Annotated in this window: 17 protein-coding genes; all 17 read left to right on the forward strand. The window is 52.1% G+C overall.

The genetic code is table 11. The features are described from left to right. Position 1 precedes the first annotated feature (1 nt). Positions 2 to 4,117, forward strand: coding sequence for a glycosyltransferase (locus tag OMQ46_RS15235; protein WP_266238291.1), 4,116 nt, complete (start codon positions 2 to 4; stop codon positions 4,115 to 4,117). Positions 4,118 to 4,203: 86 nt separating this feature from the next. Beyond that, entirely contained in the window at positions 4,204 to 5,040 is an 837-nt protein-coding gene (locus OMQ46_RS15240) for a flagellin (RefSeq protein WP_266238292.1), read from the forward strand. A 200-nt stretch (positions 5,041 to 5,240) separates the two neighbouring features. Next, positions 5,241 to 6,074 carry a flagellin gene (locus tag OMQ46_RS15245; RefSeq protein WP_266238293.1) on the forward strand — a complete coding sequence of 278 codons (834 nt, stop codon included), beginning with the start codon at positions 5,241 to 5,243 and terminating at the stop codon, positions 6,072 to 6,074. 63 nt (positions 6,075 to 6,137) lie between these two features. Next, positions 6,138 to 6,536, forward strand: a complete 399-nt coding sequence (locus OMQ46_RS15250; RefSeq protein ID WP_266238294.1) for a flagellar protein FlaG — start codon at positions 6,138 to 6,140, stop codon at positions 6,534 to 6,536. Between the two features lie 54 nt (positions 6,537 to 6,590). Beyond that, positions 6,591 to 7,949 (forward strand): flagellar filament capping protein FliD, encoded by a 1,359-nt coding sequence (gene fliD / locus OMQ46_RS15255; protein ID WP_266238295.1) that lies wholly within the window; start codon positions 6,591 to 6,593, stop codon positions 7,947 to 7,949. A 15-nt stretch (positions 7,950 to 7,964) separates the two neighbouring features. Continuing rightward, positions 7,965 to 8,366 carry a flagellar export chaperone FliS gene (gene fliS, locus OMQ46_RS15260; RefSeq protein ID WP_266238296.1) on the forward strand — a complete coding sequence of 134 codons (402 nt, stop codon included), beginning with the start codon at positions 7,965 to 7,967 and terminating at the stop codon, positions 8,364 to 8,366. After that, the gene (locus OMQ46_RS15265) at positions 8,366 to 8,674 is read left to right on the forward strand and encodes a flagellar protein FliT (protein ID WP_266238298.1); all 309 of its coding nucleotides are present in this window, start codon (positions 8,366 to 8,368) and stop codon (positions 8,672 to 8,674) included. Before fliS ends, OMQ46_RS15265 begins: the two co-directional genes overlap by 1 nt. 133 nt (positions 8,675 to 8,807) lie before the next feature. Further along, the gene (locus OMQ46_RS15270) at positions 8,808 to 10,274 is read left to right on the forward strand and encodes a sigma-54 dependent transcriptional regulator (RefSeq protein ID WP_266238300.1); all 1,467 of its coding nucleotides are present in this window, start codon (positions 8,808 to 8,810) and stop codon (positions 10,272 to 10,274) included. Between the two features lie 138 nt (positions 10,275 to 10,412). After that, the gene (locus OMQ46_RS15275) at positions 10,413 to 11,597 is read left to right on the forward strand and encodes a sensor histidine kinase (protein ID WP_266238302.1); all 1,185 of its coding nucleotides are present in this window, start codon (positions 10,413 to 10,415) and stop codon (positions 11,595 to 11,597) included. Next, positions 11,594 to 12,964 (forward strand): sigma-54-dependent transcriptional regulator, encoded by a 1,371-nt coding sequence (locus tag OMQ46_RS15280; protein WP_266238303.1) that lies wholly within the window; start codon positions 11,594 to 11,596, stop codon positions 12,962 to 12,964. The genes OMQ46_RS15275 and OMQ46_RS15280 overlap by 4 nt, the downstream gene beginning before the upstream one ends. Positions 12,965 to 13,012: 48 nt before the next feature. After that, a complete protein-coding gene (gene fliE / locus OMQ46_RS15285; protein WP_266238304.1) occupies positions 13,013 to 13,348 on the forward strand; it encodes a flagellar hook-basal body complex protein FliE in 336 nt (111 codons plus the stop codon). Between the two features lie 27 nt (positions 13,349 to 13,375). Further along, entirely contained in the window at positions 13,376 to 15,070 is a 1,695-nt protein-coding gene (fliF, locus tag OMQ46_RS15290) for a flagellar basal-body MS-ring/collar protein FliF (RefSeq protein WP_266238305.1), read from the forward strand. Beyond that, a complete protein-coding gene (gene fliG, locus OMQ46_RS15295; RefSeq protein ID WP_266238306.1) occupies positions 15,070 to 16,080 on the forward strand; it encodes a flagellar motor switch protein FliG in 1,011 nt (336 codons plus the stop codon). Before fliF ends, fliG begins: the two co-directional genes overlap by 1 nt. Next, entirely contained in the window at positions 16,067 to 16,759 is a 693-nt protein-coding gene (locus OMQ46_RS15300; RefSeq protein ID WP_266238307.1) for a flagellar assembly protein FliH, read from the forward strand. The genes fliG and OMQ46_RS15300 overlap by 14 nt, the downstream gene beginning before the upstream one ends. Beyond that, entirely contained in the window at positions 16,746 to 18,170 is a 1,425-nt protein-coding gene (gene fliI, locus OMQ46_RS15305) for a flagellar protein export ATPase FliI (protein ID WP_266238309.1), read from the forward strand. The genes OMQ46_RS15300 and fliI overlap by 14 nt, the downstream gene beginning before the upstream one ends. Before the next feature lie 39 nt (positions 18,171 to 18,209). Next, complete coding sequence (gene fliJ, locus OMQ46_RS15310; protein ID WP_266238311.1) at positions 18,210 to 18,659, forward strand: flagellar export protein FliJ; 450 nt, start codon at positions 18,210 to 18,212, stop codon at positions 18,657 to 18,659. Positions 18,660 to 18,958: 299 nt separating this feature from the next. After that, a complete protein-coding gene (locus OMQ46_RS15315; protein WP_266238313.1) occupies positions 18,959 to 19,246 on the forward strand; it encodes an STAS domain-containing protein in 288 nt (95 codons plus the stop codon). The last annotated feature ends 4 nt before the right edge of the window (positions 19,247 to 19,250 follow it).

Raw genomic sequence — 19,250 nt, forward strand, 5'->3', positions numbered from 1 at the left:
AATGTCACAACAACAGCGACCCCTGGTCAGCGTTTGCATACCCAGTTATAACTACGAAAAGTATATTGGTGAGGCGATCGAGTCGGTGCTTCATCAGACTTATACCAACTGGGAGATTATTGTTGTTGATGATGCCTCATCAGACAACTCACCCGCGTTGCTGGAGGCCTATCAACGTGACTACCCGGATCGCTTCCACTTTGTGGCTGCAGCAGCCAATCGTGGTATCGGCAACACGCTCAATCACTGCATTTCATTGGCGAAAGGTGATTATATTGCCTACCTGGGTGCCGATGACCGCATGCTGCCCGAACGTCTCCAGGTTCAGGTCGATTATCTTCTACAGAATCAGTCGGTAGGTGCCGTCTGTAGTGATGTTTATGCGATTGATAAAGAGGGTGAGCGTGTCCCTGTCAGCCTGCCTTTTTCAACACCGGTATTTGATTTACGGCTACAGCTGTTGCAGGGCAATTTCCTGAATGCGCCGTCAGCGCTGGTCAGAAAAAAAGTGTTTGATTACGTCGGCCTGATCAGCCCGGTTTTGCAGTATGTACAGGATTTCGATCACTGGCTGCGCCTGCTGGAGCATTATGAATTGGTGCGGCTGGATGACAAGCTCACCGAATACCGTATCCATGGCGGCAATATCAGTGTCCAGAATCCCGGCCAGCATGCTTATGCCGGTTCTTATGAGACCGTGATCAGTGTTCTCAGAGCGGTGAACCTGCGTAATCAGGCATTGAGTGATGATCAGCAGTTAAGTGTCGAAGACATTGTCGCGGCGAAGCTACGTCTGGCGCAATCGGCTATTGATATTGAAAAAAAATATTTGCAGCAATTTCATTTCGCCGCCGTATTGGTTTACCTGATTTTGCTGGAAGTGGTGGAGCTGGATGCTGACAACGAGCTCGCGCATAAGCTGTTGCGAGAGGTTTACCAGGTACTGGGGGACAACACCCGCGCGGCAGGCGGAAAGCCTATTACAGTGTCAGAGTATGCGCGTAATAAAGCTTCTTCAGACAATCAGATTGCTGACACACCGATGGCGCTGGCGAGGCGTTTTGCTGAACTATCTTCGCAATCCCTGCCGGAAGTTATTCGCACACTGATGTCTTCAGGGCAACTGGGGCAACTCAGCCGTACGGATAAGGAACTGTTTCTTCTGGAAGCGTCGGAACATCTGATTAAGAACGCTATTGAAAAAATCAATAAAAGCGCAGGTATCGGTGGTGGAAAACGTCGACGTGAACTTTACAGCCTTTACACCTTGATTAACGAGCAGCTTGACGCTGATCAGCAGTCAGCCTTGATGCAGGAATGTAAAACCCAGATCAGACAACTGATTGAGCTTGATGAGTATCGTAACTGGATTCGCAAACATGAGTTACGTGAAGTGGATGCCGAGGTGCTGGCCGAACGGATGGTCTTGCACTGGCCACAGCAACCCATCATGCATTGCTTCATGTTCGTTCTGCCGGGCGAAGAAGTGCTATTGGCGGACACGATTGATTCTCTTGCGGGTCAGTTGTTGAAAAGCTGGCAACTGACCGTGATTTCGGGGTCACCGGCGCCTGATCCTGTCTTCGAGCAAGCTGAATTCCTTCACTGGCGAACGCTACAGGCCGGCGAAGACCCTTATCGAATTTTGCATGAGGAAGTCAGTCGTGAACCGTTACACTGGATCTCATTTATTGAACCCGGTATGCAGTTCAGTGCGCATTCGCTGGCAAAAATTGCCGATGCAATCAATCTGCACCCGGCGAGAACCTTCTTCTACACCGATGATGATCGTATTGATGAAGCCGGCATACGAAGCTATCCGCGTTTTAAGCCTGACTTTAATCTTGACCTGTTGAGAGCCTCTCCTTATATCGGCAACAGCTGGGTACCGGCTGGCCAGCTGGCCCAGTTGGGTGGCCTCCAGGCGCTTCCGGGTGCTGAAAACTATGATTTGGCCTTACGCTGGTTCGATCACTTTGGTGAAAATGCTTTCCACCATATCGCTGATGTATTGACACATAAGAGCAGCCAGGTGGATCGTCCGTTTGATTCCAGGGCGGGCGAAGAGGCTTTGTATCAGCACTTCAAGCGGCAGGACATCGCGGTAAACATTGAGCCTGGCTATGTGGATAACAGTTATCGTGTGCTTTATCAGCATGAGAGCAAACCGAAAGTCAGCATTATCATCCCCACGCGGGACAAAGTGGAATACCTGCAACCCTGTGTTGAGAGCCTCCTCGATAAAACCCGTTATGAGAATTATGAAGTGCTGGTGGTTGATAACCAGAGTAGCGACCCGGACACGCTGGATTACTACAAGCAACTCTCTACCCGTTATCCGCAGCGTGTTCGTATTCTGTTCTTCGATAAACCTTTCAACTTCTCCGAAATGAATAACTGGGCGGCTGAGCAGGCGAGCGGTGAATACCTGTTGTTGCTCAATAACGATACCGAAGTCATTCAACCTGACTGGCTGGATAGGCTGTTAAATCACGGTCTGCGAGATGATGTCGGTATTGTCGGTGCCCGCTTGCTGTATCCCGGCTCGGGCCGTGTTCAGCATGTTGGGGTGATTCTGGGTATGGCAACGATTGCCGATCACCCCTATGCCAATATGCTCTGTATGCACGACAGCAGTCATATGGAACGGGCACGACTGGATCAGAATTTCTCCGCAGTCACTGCAGCGGTGATGTTAGTCCGTAAATCGGTGTACCAGGCTGTCAACGGAATGGATGCCGAGAACCTGGCTGTGCTGTTTAACGATGTTGATTTGTGTTTGCGAGTGAGCGAAATGGGATACCGGATTGTTTATACCCCATTCGCCATGGTCGTTCATCACGGCAGTACCAGCGTGGCGGAAAAGAGCGAAATCAAATTCTACAATGACTGGCAGGGGGAAGCAGACAAAGTCATTCGTACCCGCCAGGAACAGCGCTATATGCTTAATCGCTGGTTACCAAAACTGGCTTTTGATCCCGCCTACAACCCCAACCTGAGTCTGCGCTTTCGTCATTGTGCGATTGATATTGATGCACCTTTGAACTGGGATCTGGACACCCACCTGAGGTTACGGGTCTATGGTGTCCCCATCAAGGGGGGCTCTGGCGAATACCGAATGAAACAGCCCTTCGCCGCGCTATCGCAGTCAGGTATGGCGATGTGTGAAGTCGGCGAACGACATCTCAATATACCGGAAATGGCCCGGCTACAACCTGACACAGTCGTTTTCCAGAACGGCATCAGTGATACGGATATCGAAACGATTCGTCTGTTTCGTGAATTCATACCAAAAACACAGATTATTTTTCTGCTTGACGATCTGTTACACGATTTGCCTGAAAAAAGTTCTCAGTACAAAAAAATGAAAGCGGCATTCCGCGATGCCAGAAGCCGTTTGCGCAAAGCCCTCAGTTATTGTGACCGTTTGATAGTGTCTACTGAGCCACTAGCGATAATGTGTCGGGATATGATCCAGGACATCGCAATTATTCCTAACCGTTTGCGGATAGATCCCTGGAATGAATTGCAAAGCCTCAGGCAGCAGTCAGCCAGACCACGGGTGGGATGGGCTGGCGCCCAGCAGCACCAGGGAGACTTAGAAATCATCATTGATGTGGTGAAGGAAACAGCAGAGGAAGTAGACTGGATATTTTTCGGCATGTGTCCGGAAGAAATCAAACCTTATATCAAGGAAGAACATGCCTTCGTTGATATTGAAAACTATCCCCAGAAGCTGGCTTCGCTGAACCTGGATCTGGCCGTAGCACCACTGGAAGAGCATGATTTCAATATCGCTAAGAGTAATCTGAGACTACTGGAATACGGCATTCTCGGCTGGCCGGTAGTCTGCTCGGATATTTTCCCCTACCAGACCAACGATGCCCCCGTTATCCGGGTCGCCAATAACAAGGCAGACTGGCTGGCGGCAATCCGGCAAATCCTTGCCGATCCGTCAGCTTTACAGCAGGCCGGTGACGACTTGAAAGCCTGGGTTAAACAGCATTACCTGCTTGAAGAGCATCTTGACGAGTGGTTCTCATCCCTTGCCACTGCTGCGTTTGAAGCAGATCGTATGAAAGCGGAAAAGACCTTAAAACAATCATTTAGGAGTTAGTGGCACGTATCGTGCTTTACCCAGTCTGTGCCCACGTGCTGACGTGGAAAACAACAGCATAGCTAACCATTTAAGAGGGTAAAGTCATGGCTTTGATCATTAACACCAATATTGCGTCGTTGAATGCACAGCGCAATTTGAATGAATCTCAGAGCGATCTGAATACGTCACTGCAGCGACTGTCATCCGGTCTCCGCATTAACAGTGCCAAGGATGATGCTGCCGGGCTGTTTGTTGCCGGCCAAATTACTCGCGATGTTCGAGGTAATAATCAGGCGATTCGTAATGCGGCTGATGGTATTTCTTTGGGCCAGACCGCAGAGGGCGCGTTGGGTGAAATCGCCAACAACCTGCAGCGTATTCGTGAAATCGCGGTTCAGGCTTCCAATGATACCGTCGGTAATGCTGCCGGCCTGCAGCTGGAAGTGGATCAATTGACGCAGGAAATTTCCCGTATCGTAGCCACCACCAACTTTAACGGTCGATTCCTGTTGAGCGGTGGTGAAACTGTCAACTTCCATGTGGGTGCATCAGGTGATGTCAGCAATCAGATCTCAGTAACACTGGATGACATTACCAGCATTAATGCTTTCGCAGCCAATCTGACCGCGACCGGTATTATTGACGTCTCTACCACTGCTGCGGCGTCTGCTGCCCTTTCAAATCTGAGCAGTGACATCGATGACGTTAACGGTGCGCGAGCGACTTATGGCGCGGTGCAGAATCGCTTTGAGGCCGTGATCTCCAACCTGCAGAACTATGTTGAAAATCTGACGGCAGCCCGTAGTCGGATCGAAGATGCCGACTTTGCCGCCGAGACGGCAAAATTGACCCGTGCTCAGATTCTGCAACAGGCAGGTACCTCGATCCTGGCGCAGGCGAATACGTTACCTCAGAACGCCTTGACGCTGTTGCAGGGTTAATCGCGAGCTAATCAAGAAACAAGCCTGACTGCTGAGTGGCCATGACATTAAAAGATCTTTGTATTTTTTATTAAAGAAACTGTTTCTCCTGCCGTTATTGTTTTCGGAGGCGGTAAATACATCAGTAATGTATATCTGCCAAAGTCAACAAAGCAGCACTCACTTAATAAATATAGAGTGCTGCCGGTTAGGAGAAAGTCATGGCACTTATCATCAATACCAATGTTTCTTCTTTGAATGCTCAAAGAAACCTGAATGAATCTCAAAATGCACTGAACACCTCACTGCAGCGACTGTCATCCGGTTTGCGTATCAACAGCGCCAAAGATGACGCGGCAGGTCTGTTTGTCGCTGGTCAGCTGACCCGTGATATCCGTGGTATCAACCAGTCAGTTCGTAATGCCGGTGACGGTATCTCTCTGGGTCAGACTGCTGAAGGTGCCCTGGGTGAAATTGCCAACAACCTGCAACGTATTCGTGAAATCGCGGTACAGGCTTCAAATGACACTGTCGGTGATGCATCGGGTCTGCAGCTTGAGGTTAATCAGCTGACTCAGGAGATTTCCCGTATCGTGGCGACCACCAACTTTAATGGCGTGGATCTGCTGAGCGGTGGTGGCACAGTCGGCTTCCAGGTAGGTGCTTCCGGTGCGGCCAACAACCGTATCTCTATCACCCTGGATGACCTGTCCAGCATTAACGCCTTTGCTGCCAACCTGACAGCGACCGGTACCATTGATGTTTCAACCACTGCTGCAGCATCAGCTGCGCTGGGTAACTTGAGTAGCGATATCGATGACGTCAACGAAGCCCGTGCCACTTACGGTGCGATTCAGAACCGTTTCGAAGCTGTTATCTCTAACTTGCAGAACTATGCAGAGAACCTGACAGCCGCACGTAGTCGTATCGAAGATGCTGACTTTGCAGCGGAAACTGCTAATCTGACCCGTGCGCAGATTCTGCAGCAGGCTGGTGTATCCATTCTGGCTCAGGCAAATACGCTGCCACAGGCCGCCCTGAGTTTGCTGGGTTAAGCTGAGTAATCGGGTTCCCGGAGCGCTGCTCCGGGATGTCCCGGTTAACAAGGAGCAGGTAAGATGGCTAATAACGAATTATTAGTGCAATCAAGCCTACCGACGTTGCCAAAGCAAGCTGAAACGAAGCAGCAGGCCACCACGGAAGTGGGTCCTGCTTTTGTCGTCTCAGAGAAGCAACAAACCGCTTCCGCCACGTCTGAAAGCTTGGAGCAGCAAGAAACACAGCGGCAAGAACGTGCTGAGGCTCTGCAGGAAAAGGTCGCTGAACTCAACGACTACATGCAGAACTTCAACCGGAGTTTGCAGTTCACAGTAGATGAAAACAGTGGAGATACCGTCGTTAAGGTTATTGACTCCGAAACAGATGAAGTGGTCAGGCAGATTCCATCACAGGAGTTGCTTGATGCCCGCAATGCGGCGGACAAATACCGCGGAATTTTACTAGAAGTCAAGGTTTGATTGGCCTGAGATTTGCAGTAAAACTTGAACGCAAAGTGAATTTGGAGGGTAGACATGGCCATTAGAGCAGGGGGTATCGGCTCCGGTCTTGATGTCGAGAGCATTGTCAGCCAGCTAGTGGCGCTGGAACGACGGCCAATTAACCGGGTCCAGAATGAGCAGGCCCAGGTCAACGCCCAGATTAGCGCCTATGGTTCGCTGAAAAGTAAAATTTCTGATTTTCAGTCTGCCATGGCTTCTCTGGGGAGTGCCTCCAGCTTCAAGCTGTTTCAGGGGACTTCGAGCAACGAAAGTGTGTTTACTGCCACAGTTGGCAGCGAAGCACTGGCTGGTAGTTATGCTGTGGATGTTCAAGCCCTGGCCGAGCGGGACAAGGTGGCCTTTGGACCGTTTGCAGACAGCAATACCACGATAGGCAGCGGCACCCTCAACCTTTCTGTGGGCAGTGAGAGTTTCAGCATCAATGTGGGTGCCGGCGACTCACTGGCCAGTATCCGTACCGCGATTAATGAAGCCAGTGATAACACCGGCGTCACAGCCTCCATCGTTAACAGTGACGATGGAGCGCGACTGGTTTTGTCCTCTAATGAAACCGGTACGGATAATGCGTTGTCGGTTACAGTCACTGGCGATGGTGATGGTGATGACGGTGATAATGCTGGCTTATCGGCCTTGACTTATGTTTCAGGCGGCACCAATTACGCGACCTCCATTTCTACAGCCACTGATGCAGTGGTCGAAATAGATGGCTTTACAGTGACCAGCAGTAGTAACACCATCTCTGATGCAATAGATGGCATCAGCTTTACGGCGAAAAGTGTAGGGACCGCGAGTCTTGATGTGACTCGTGACGATGAGGCGATACTCGAGTCTGTGAACCAGTTTGCCGAGGCCTATAATGCGCTGCGAACTGAAGTCAATAATCAGCGTAGTGGACAGTTACAAGCAGACAGTACTCTGTTAAGTATCGAACAGGCATTGTCCGATGTGCTCAATGCCGGTTCTGAAATTGGCGGTTCCTCGTTTCGCTATCTGATTGAAGCCGGTGTCTCAGTCAATGAAGACGGTGTGATGGAGGTTGATGAAGCCACGGTGAGCGAAAAACTCAATACCGACTTCAATTCTTTCGTCAATCTTTTTGCGGCAGAAGATGAAGGTTATGCGGCAAGAATGGAATCCATTGCTGACGGCTGGCTTGCTGATAACGGTTTGATTAATGCCCGTGAAGAAGGCTTGAACACGCAACTGGACCGACTGGAAGATGATGAGTTAAGGCTGGAAGCCAGGCTGGAGATTGTGGAGACCCGCATCCGATCCCAGTTTACCGCATTGGATACGCTGGTCAGTGAGCTTAGTAATACCGGTGATTTTCTTTTGCAACAGCTGGCTTCATTGCCGGCAGCAAATCAATAAAGGGGAGTCCTTGAAATGACGCAGTCCATGATCAATAAAAAGGCAATGGAAGGTTACGGTCGCACGGCAGTTGAATCTGAAGTCAATTACGCCTCACCTTACCGTATTATCCAGATGTTGATGGAAGGCGCATTATCTAAGCTGGCAACAGCCAAGGGCTGTATTGCCCGCAATGAAATCGCTGAAAAAAGCCGCCAGATCACTTGGGGTATGAATATCATTCAGGGACTGCGCACCAGTCTGGATGCCGACAAGGGTGGCGATATCGCCGCGAATCTGGACTCACTCTATGAGTATATGGGCCGACGGTTGCTGGAAGCGAATGTCAGTAATGATCCTGCCATCATTGATGAGGTCATTACCCTGCTGCAGGAAGTGAAAGCGGGCTGGGATAATATTCCTGCTGAATATCACTGATGACGCAGACTAAGCTCATTCAACTCAAGCGTGCTGCTGATCTCACCAGCACCATGTTGCAAATGGCTGAGGCGGGTCAATGGTCCGGTCTATCCGAGTTTCAAAAACAGCGAACAGATTTATTGCAGCAGTGCTTCCCTCTCGATGCTGAACAACAGACGCTCGATGTGCGTGCTGTAGTTGAAACAATGATTGCACAGAATCAACAGCTGGAACAGCTTTGCCGCCAAGCCCAGCAAAGCCTGCAAACAGAACTCCGGGGTCTCAACAACAACCGTAAAGCAGTGGCTGCCTATCAGTCATCGTAAGCCTGGTGCAAACCGCATAACCACACAAGTAGCCCTGTCATTTTTTTGACAATATCCCTGTAAAAATGCTTAACTCCATCCTTGAAAAGAAGCGATTCAATATCGTCGATCAGAGAGCAAGGCTGGAGTAAGTATGAGTGGAAATCATGTGCTGGTAGTGGAAGAAAACACTGATCGGCGCGAGATGCTATCGACTTTAATTGAATTCGTGAATTGTCAGCCGGTGATCATTGATGAGCCGGAAGTCTGGTTCGATCAAATCGACAACCTCAACGATATCGTGATGGCGATAATTGGCGATTGTGGAAATCGCCACACTACTAAACAGCTCCTGCGGGAACTGGTCAACCACGAAGCCCGCGTTCCGGTTTTTACCCTGGATTTACCCGATACCGAAACTATTGAGTTTCCCGGTACTATCGGTTCTCTCCGTTTCCCGATTAAATACCCGCAACTGAGTAACGCCCTGCAGCAGGCCACCATTTATCGTGGTGAGTCGCAAAGACAGGAAACCAGTAATGGCAGTCTGTTCCGCTCTCTGGTCGGCAACAGCCGGGCGGTAAAACAGGTTCAGCGCATGATTGACCAGGTGGCTGATTCCGAGGCGAATGTGTTGATCCTGGGTGAGTCGGGTACGGGTAAGGAAGTCGTTGCCCGCAATCTGCATCATTTTTCCAGCCGACGTGACAAACCCTTTGTACCAGTCAACTGTGGTGCCATTCCCGGCGAATTACTGGAAAGCGAATTGTTTGGCCACGAAAAGGGCGCTTTCACCGGGGCGATTACGGCACGCAAAGGCCGTTTCGAGCTGGCTGAGGGAGGCACGCTGTTTCTGGATGAAATCGGCGACATGCCCTTACCGATGCAGGTGAAACTGCTCCGCGTTTTACAGGAACGTACCTTTGAGCGTGTTGGCAGCAACAAAACACAGACTGCCAATGTTCGGGTCATCGCGGCGACTCACCGTAACCTGGAAGAACACATTTCCGATGGCCGTTTCCGTGAAGATCTGTTTTACCGCCTGAATGTATTCCCGATTGAAATGCCGGCACTCAGAGAACGGCCGGAAGATATTCCGTTGCTGGTCAATGAACTGATCAAGCGTATTGAGCATGAAAACCGTGGCACGGTGAAATTAACCCAGGCAGCGATGACATCCCTGTGCCGTTACAGCTGGCCGGGTAATGTACGAGAGCTGGCCAATGTGGTGGAGAGACTGGTGATTCTCTATCCCTACGCGACGGTCGACTATGATGACCTGCCCGCTAAATATCAGCTGGAAGGCGATGACCTGCCCGAACAAATCACCGCGATCATTAACGCGGTGCCCCAGGCCGACACGGCGCGTAACCTGCCTGAGACGGTGGCCAAACCGGCTGATCAGTCTACAGAAGCTAATCTTGCTGAATCGCTTGAGAGTCTCCCCGAAGAGGGGCTTGACTTGAAAGAGCATCTTGCCAATCTTGAATACATGCTGATCAAACAGGCACTGGATGAGGCTGCGGGTGTCGTCGCCCATGCGGCACAGAAACTTAAAATGCGTCGGACCACCCTGGTGGAGAAAATGCGTAAGTACGGGATTCAGCGAGACGGTGAATAAGCCTTTTCAGCCAGCGTCGGGCTTTTGACTGGTGTGAGGTTTAAGTTTATAAGTTGTTGTAATTAAAAGTAAAAGGTTTCAGGCATAGTAATTGCTAATTCCCTGTTAAACGGCATCATGCCAAAGGGAGCAGTCAACATGAACCTGAAACTATCGACCTCAACAACCGACAGCGTGCGTCCACCGGTCGGCCGTGCTTCGGCACTAAAACAGGCAGAGCAATTCTGGCAGCCTGTCGACCAGAGCTGGCAGCGCGAACCCAGTACAGACCAAAAGCAGGCAGATAGACTGGCTAACCGCCATAGCCGTCTGCTTGAGGTTTTGCCCGCTGGTGTGGTTGTTATCGATGGGGAAGGCATTGTCCAGGAAGCCAACGCGGCAGCGATTGATTTGCTGGGTGAGCCACTGTCAGGTGAGCGCTGGATCCACATCATTGATCGCGCTTTCAGTCCACAGCCCGGCGATGGTCACGATGTATCCTTACGTGACGGCCGCCTGGTGCATATTTCTACCAGTCCGATGGGCAGCGAACCGGGGCAGATTATTCTGTTGCAGGATGTGACGGAAACCCGTGCCCTGCAAAACAAAGTCTCGCATCTGCAGCGTCTCTCCACCATGGGTGAAGTCGCAGCCAGACTGGCCCACCAGATCAGAACGCCCTTGTCCTCGGCCCTGCTCTATCTGGCACCACTGCTGAAAGAAGACAGCGAGCCAGATATCAGACAACGATTTGCCGGTCGCCTCAAGCACAGCCTGACCCATATGGAACAACTGGTACGTGACATGCTGGCTTTCTCCCGTGGCAGCATGGCCTCGACTTCACCGGTGGCGATTACCAGCCTGCTGGACGAAGTACTGCAGCAGTTCCAGTCACAGCCGCAATCCGAGCAGTTTCAGATCAGTATTCATAACCACGTCAACGACGGTCATGTTTATGGCAGTCAGGCGGCACTGGCCAGTGCCATCAACAATCTGCTCAACAATGCCCGGCAGGCCTGTGGTGATAGCGGCATCATCCGCATCTTTGCCGAATTTATTGAAGACAATAACCGGGCCTGGATTGATATTAGTGTCGAAGATAACGGTCCCGGTATCAGCGAGGCAGACCGTGACAAAATCCTGACCCCGTTTTATACCACCCGCGCTAACGGCACCGGTCTGGGGCTTGCCGTTGTGCAATCAATTGCCAAGGCGCATAAAGGTGAGCTCTGGATTGAGAGCGATGAAGGCGAAGGCAGCACCTTTGGTTTGCGCCTGCCAATTTACCAGTCAACCAGTCAAGCCGATACTTCAGCGGCAGTTCAACAGGAGTGTGTTTCATGAATCAGTCCACTATTCTGGTCGTCGAAGACGATGCCAATCTGCGTGGCGCGCTATGCGACACATTGGAACTGGCTGGCTATCAGGTCACGGGCATGGAGCATGGTCAGTCAGCCCTGGATACTATCGCCAGTCAGCCGGTCAGTCTGCTGCTGAGTGATCTGCAGATGCAGCCGATGGACGGCCATACACTGCTGAAAAAAGCGAAAGCGATGATGCCGGATCTGCCGGTGGTGATGATGACCGCCTACGGTACCGTCCAGAGTGCCGTAGAAGCCATGCATCAAGGGGCGTCGGACTATTTGCTGAAACCCTTTGAGGCTGACGAATTACTGGGCCGGGTACAGCGTTATGTCAGCCAGTTGGGACAGGATGAAGGTGATATGGTCGCCGAATCACGTGTCTCCAGAGAGTTGCAGGCGCTGGCCAAGCGTGTCGCCGACAGCGACGCCACCGTACTAATCAACGGGGAAAGTGGTACTGGTAAAGAGGTGCTGGCTCGATTCCTTCACAGCCATTCGCCACGGGCTGACAAACCTTTCGTGGCGATTAACTGCGCGGCAATTCCCGAAAACATGCTGGAGGCGACCCTGTTCGGTTATGAAAAAGGGGCTTTTACCGGCGCCAGCCAGGCTTATGCCGGTAAATTCGAGCAGGCCAATCACGGCACCATTCTGCTTGATGAAATCTCGGAAATGGACCTGGCTTTGCAAGCGAAATTACTGCGCGTACTGCAGGAAAAAGAAGTCGAACGGATTGGTGGACGTAAAGTGCTGTCGCTGGATGTACGGGTGCTGGCTACCACCAACCGCACGTTACGGGATGAGGTCAAAGCCGGTCGCTTCCGTGAGGATCTGTTTTATCGCCTGAATGTTTTCCCGTTGCAGATTTCACCCCTGCGTGAACGGCGTGACGATATTCTGGCTCTGTCACAAAGACTGTTAGGCAAACATGCGACTCAGAATGGACGCGTAGCACCGGTCCTGGACCAGGCTGCCCGTGACAAGCTGGTCTCACACAGCTGGCCCGGTAATGTGCGTGAGCTTGACAACGTGCTGCAGCGGGCGTTGATCCTGCAAAGCGGAGAGACACTCAAGGCTGAGGATATCGCCTTTGAAGCTCTATATGGCGCAGAACAAAGCCCTGCCACGGTCGACTCATCAGCGACGGTTTCTGCGATGCCTGATTCACAAGACCTGCGCAGCCAGGAGCAGCGTCATATTCTCGACGTGCTGGAGAAAAATCAGGGCAGCCGCCGCCTCACCGCCAGAGAGCTGGGTATCAGCGAACGTACACTACGCTACAAGATTGCCCGTTTCCGTGATCAGGGTGTCGATGTGCCCGATAAAACTGGCAAGAAGTCTGCATAGTGACATGCAGTGTCCATCAGTCCTTTTTATCCCCGGGGGGAGAGATTCATGATTAACGCGATTGATCCGAACCAGCTTTTAACTCAGATGCGTGCGATGCAGGCACAGGCCAATGACAACGTCACACCGCAGCCGCCGCAGGAAGCTCAAAGCAGCGATCGGGTGGATTTTTCCAAGGTGATGCAAAATGCGGTGGGTCAGGTCAATGAGTTACAACAGAACTCCGGTGACCTGAAAACGGCTTTTGAAATGGGTGACCCTAACGTCAGTCTGGCCGAAGTCATGATTGCATCACAAAAAGCCAGTGTGGCTTTCGAAGCGACCCTGCAGGTCCGTAACAAAATGGTAGAGGCGTATCAGGAAGTGATGCGCATGTCGATTTAAGCTGTTTAGTCTAATTTAGAGAAAGCCATGGAAAACGCACCGGCCACTACTGCCAACCAAGCCAATATGAATGCCCCCAGCCCACGGCCCACCACGTCGCTGGCGGCGATGCAGAATAATGTTACCCGTCAGCCGGTGGTCAAACAGATGCTGTTTCTATTGGCGATTGCGGCCAGTATTGCATTGGGTGGCTGGGTATTGATGTGGTCACAGACACCGTCGTATCAGGTGTTGTTTTCCAACATGGCGCCACAGGAATCGACCGAAGTGGTTGATGTCCTGCAGCAAATGGGGGTGGACTACAAACTGGAGCCGACCACCGGCGCACTGATGGTCCCGGCAGGTGAAGTCCAGAATCTGCGTATGCGTCTGGCGGCAGAAGGCCTGCCCCGCAGCACCTCTCAGGGTATGGAAATGCTGAATCAGGATCAGGGTTTCGGTACCAGTCAGTTTATTGAGCGGGCCCGCTATCAACGCGCGCTGGAAGAGGAGCTGTCACGTTCCATCACGGAACTGAACAACGTCAAAAGTGCCCGTGTACATCTGGCGATTCCCAAACAATCGGTGTTTGTCCGTGATCGTAAAGATCCCACCGCCTCAGTTGTCGTCAATCTTTACGCCGGTCGAACCCTGGAACAAGGGCATGTCAATGCAATCACGCATATGGTGGCTTCCAGTGTGCCCAATATGACTAATGCCGATGTCACTGTTGTCGATCAGCGTGGCAATCTGCTGACACAACCCGAGCGTGAAACCGGCATCGCTCTCAGCGATAGTCAGCTGGAATACACTCAGAAAGTGGAACAGCTGTACATCAGTCGTATCGAAAATATCCTGACGCCGATTGTCGGTATGAATGGCGTTCGTGCCCAGGTGGTGGCGGATATTGATTTCACCATGACCGAGCAGACTCAAGAGAGCTATAACCCCGACATGACGGCGCTGCGCAGTGAGCAGATCCGTGAAGAGGAGCGTATTGGTTCCAACGGTGCTGTCGGTGTGCCGGGCGCTTTGACTAATCAGCCCCCCGGTGGCGGCGTAGCGCCTGAAGAAACCGCCAATGTCGACGAGGAAGGTAATCCGATTCCGGCACCCCGTCCCGAGTCGTCAACCAAGAGTGCGACCCGTAACTTTGAACTGGATCGAACCATCAGTCATACCCGTGCTGCGCCTGGCGAAGTGAGAAAACTCAGTGTGGCGGTACTGGTTGATGAACGCCGTAGTGTTGATGCCGATGGTAATGTGGTCTCCACGCCGCTGACTGAAGCGGAAATGACCCGGATCAATGCACTGGTCACTGATGCTATCGGCTTCAATCAGGCCCGGGGCGACAGCCTGAATATTGTCAATGCCGCTTTCGCTGCGCCAGAGAGTATGGAACCGCTGCCGGAAAAACCGATCTGGGAACAGGCCTGGGTCTGGACCGTGGCCAAACAGGTCGCCGGGGCGCTGGTTGTCTTATTCCTGATATTCGGTGTGATTCGTCCGGCTTTCCGCGATATGGCAAAAGTGCCGGCAGAGACCAGCAGCAACAATCAAGATGGCATGACCGCTGAACAGGCACTATCCAATAAGAGTGGCGTCAGCAGTGATGAGATTGCTAAACTGGCAAAAGGCTCGGACCAAATGGAAGAGCAATTGAGTAATGTTCGTAGCCTGGTGCAGCAAGATCCCGCGCTGGTAGCACAAGTGGTCAAGAACTGGACAGCGAGTGATGCCTGATGGCTGAAGAAGTCAGAAAACTGAGCGGTACTGAGAGAGCAGCAGTCTTTCTGCGCTCCATCGGTGAGGCCGATGCAGCGGAAGTGCTCAAGCACATGAGCCCGAAAGAGGTGCAGAAAGTGGGGCAGGCCATGGCCACCCTGCAGAATGTCACCCGTGAAGAAGTGCAGAATGTGCTTACTAGCTTTGTCAGCACAGTAGAACAGGAAACCGGCCTGGGCATTGGTTCCCATGATTACGTGCGCAAAATGCTGGTGGGCGCATTGGGTGAAGACCGCGCCGGCAGCCTGCTGGATCGGATTCTGTCTGGCAGTAATACCAATGGCCTGGAACAACTCAAATGGATGGATGCCCGCGGTATCTATGAAGTGATTCGGCTTGAGCATCCTCAAATCATCGCGATTGTCTGCTCATTCCTTGATGCGGACCAGGCTGCGGAAGTATTGTCATTGTTCCCGGAGCGGGACCAATCATCCATCATGCTACGAATAGCCACACTCGATGGTGTTCAGCCTGCTGCCCTGTCCGAGCTTAACGAAATTCTGGAAAAACAATTCAGCGGTAATGCTGGCGCTCAGACCACCACCGTGGGGGGGCTGAAAACTGCGGCGGACATTCTCAACTTCTTTGACAGTGCCAGCGAAGCAGCGATCATGGACAAGATCAAAGAATCCGAACCGGATCTGGGGCAAAATATTGAAGATCTGATGTTTGTCTTTGATAACCTCAATGACGTCGATGATCGTAGTATTCAGACTCTGATGCGTGAAATTCAAACTGACCAACTGCAGTTGGCATTGAAAGGTGCCGACGACACCCTGAAAGAGAAATTCCTCAGAAACATGTCACAGCGTGCTGCTGAAATGATGCGTGATGATCTCGAGGCCATGGGCCCGGTCAGACTCAGTGATGTGGAGGGTGCGCAGAAAGCGATTCTGGCGACCGCGCGCAACCTGGCCGATAAAGGGGAAATCATGCTGGGCGGTGGAGCCGGCGATGACTACGTCTGATGATACGCTGGTAACCAGACATACGGATGTTTTATCAGCGGAAGAACTGGCCGATGCCTTTGAACGCTGGGAAGCACCGCGTATGGTCTCGGTCAGCGATGTTGAAGGCGATGACGGTATGCTTGATGTCAAAGCTATCGAAGCATTGCAGCAACAGGCTCAGGAAGAGGGCTATAAAGCCGGTTTTGAAGAAGGTCATAAAGCCGGTTTTGAAGCCGGTCAGCAGGCCGGTCAAAAAGATATTCAGCAGCAAATTGCCTACCTGCAACAGATCCTGGCTAATCTTGAACAGCCGCTGAACGACCTCGATGAGGAGATTGAGCAGGACCTGGTCAATCTGGCTATTACCATGACCCGCCAGCTACTCCGCCGGGAACTCAAGCAGGAACCGGAGCATGTGATCGGCGCCATGCGTGCGGCGCTGCAGGCCTTGCCTATCAGTGATCGCAAGCTCAAAATCTTTGTTCATCCTGACGATCTGACCATCATCCGCAAAGGCTTGTCGATGGAAGCTGAAGATAGTTCACGGCAATGGATTGAAGATCCCTTGATGACCCGTGGCGGTGTCAAACTCGAAACGGCCGATACCACGGTCGATGCCACCGTTGAGGCCCGCCTCAACAGTGTCATCAGCAAACTGCTCGGGGAAGAGCGGGGAGATGCGGATGGTGGACACTAGGCGACAGTCTGGTTGGCAGCAGAAGCTGCAGGAATATCAGCAGCGACTGGATAGCGATCTGACCAGCGATGTGCTGGTGGAGGGTCGCCTGACCCGCATGGTCGGCCTGACGCTGGAAGCTGTCGGCTTTCAGGCGCCGGTCGGCAGTCGCTGCGAAGTGCTTGGCAGTGGTCAGAAACCGATTGAAGCCGAAGTGGTCGGCTTTGCCGGCGAAACCCTCTATTTGATGCCGACAGGAGATATGCGTGGCCTGGTTCCCAATGCCAGAGTCCGTCCCATTCGAAGTGACTCCCAGGTTCCCGTGGGTGATGAGATGCTCGGTCGAGTTGTTGATGGCGCGGGCAAACCGCTGGATGGCAAAGGGCCGCTCAAAGTCCGCAATAAAATGCCGTTACACGGTGAAGCGGTCAATCCTCTGGCACGCTCGCCGGTGCGTCAACATCTTGATGTCGGGGTTCAGAGTATCAATGCATTGCTCAGTGTCGGACGCGGTCAGCGTATGGGGCTGTTTGCAGGCAGTGGTGTCGGTAAGAGTGTCCTGCTGGGCATGATGACCCGTTTCACGGAAGCGGATGTGATTGTTGTCGGGCTTATCGGTGAGCGCGGCCGCGAGGTAAAGGAATTTATCGAGGATATTCTCGGTGAAGAAGGGCTGTCCCGTTCGGTCGTGGTCGCCTCACCCGCTGATCATTCCCCCCTGATGCGATTGCATGGGGCGATGCTGGCGACTTCGATTGCCGAGTATTTCCGCGATCAGGGCAAACAGGTCCTGCTGTTGATGGATTCCCTGACCCGTTTTGCTCAGGCTCAGCGTGAAATTGCCCTTGCTATTGGTGAGCCTCCGGCGACCAAGGGCTATCCGCCTTCCGTGTTTTCATTGTTGCCACAGCTGGTGGAGCGGGCTGGTAATGGTCCCGTCGGTGGCGGGGCCATTACCGCGATTTATACCGTCCTCACCGAAGGCGATGACCAGCAGGATCCGGTTGCTGATGCCGCCCGAGCCATACTTGACGGTCATATTGTATTGTCTCGTCAGCTGGCGGAATCCGGACAGTATCCGGCGGTTGATGTGGAGGCTTCTATTAGCCGTGTCATGCCACAGATAGTCGATGCTGAGCACCTGCAGCGGGCACAACAGTTCAAGCAGATTTATTCGACTTACCGCCAGAATCAGGATCTCATCAGTGTTGGCGCTTATAGTCGTGGCAGCGATCCGCTGATTGATGAAGCCATTGCCTTGTATCCTGCATTGGTTCAGTTGTTGCGACAAGGGATGGATCAAGCGGTAAACTGGCAGCAGAGTGTACAGCGTTTGCAGCAGGTGACGGATATGCGTAAACAGTTGCAGAACCAGCCCCATCAGGGACAGAATCAAGCGCCGGCCGTGATAGAGGGCAACCGGCGGTTTTAAAGTGAGCAACAATCAGGCTAACGACGAATTGAGCGGATTATGAGTCGAACACGGAAACTGAATCCGGTGATTGATATGGCGCGTAAGGCCACCGAGTCGGAACTGATTAAACTGGGTGAGCAAAATGCCTTACTGCAACGTGAGCAGAATCAGCTGGATGAACTGATCCAATACCGAGATGAATATCTGTCCCGCTTCCGGCAGGGCGATCCGATGCAAATGTCCGCAAAAAAAGCACTGGACCTGCGTGGCTTTCTGGCACAACTGGACCAGGCGATTCAGGCTCAGGAACATCAGGTCAATCAGAGCCTGCAGGTGGTAAACCGTCAGCAACAGAACTGGGTGCAGGCCCGCAATAAAGAACGGGCGCTTGATACCCTCATGGCCCGTTACCGTGCTGATGAAGAACGCATAGAGCAAAAACGCGAGCAGCGCGAAAATGATGAACACACCAACGCTATGTGGTTACGAGCGCGTCGTCATGATTAGAGACCGTTAACCGTTATCTCGCCTCTGGATCAAAAGTCATGTCATCTTTTCCTGTTGATAGCCGATAACTAAATAACGGCAGGCTTGTGCGGGAGTGCTGGGCCGGGGGGCTGATGTCGACATCTAATGACAGCGATGCTGAACGCCAGAGCGGAGACAGAATAAAGACGCTTTCTTGTGGCTTGCGGCCTGAAACGGCACTTTGTTATTTGCAAGCGCGGTTTTGATACCCACCGGCATTAGCAAGCGCATTCACACATCTCGCATTGATTCTTTACTCAAAGGCATAGGAGCCAGACTTGAACGGCATTAGAGAAATTGACTGTGGTGAACAACTGACCATTGCTCAGTGCGCAGAGGTTTATCAACAACTGCTTGCTGCGATGGCTGATGGGCAGGCCGTTAATATCGATGTCAGTCAGCTGCAACGTATCGATACAGCGGCTTTACAGCTTTTTTTCAGTTTCCAGCGCGATGCCCGGGCACAAGGACTGGTGACGATCTGGTCAGAACCCAGTAAGGTTTTTTGTGATGCAGTCGATATATTAGGCATGGACACTTTTTATCGGCAAAATCTTGAGTCCTGAATTA

This window comes from Methylophaga sp. OBS1 (genome assembly GCF_026319365.1).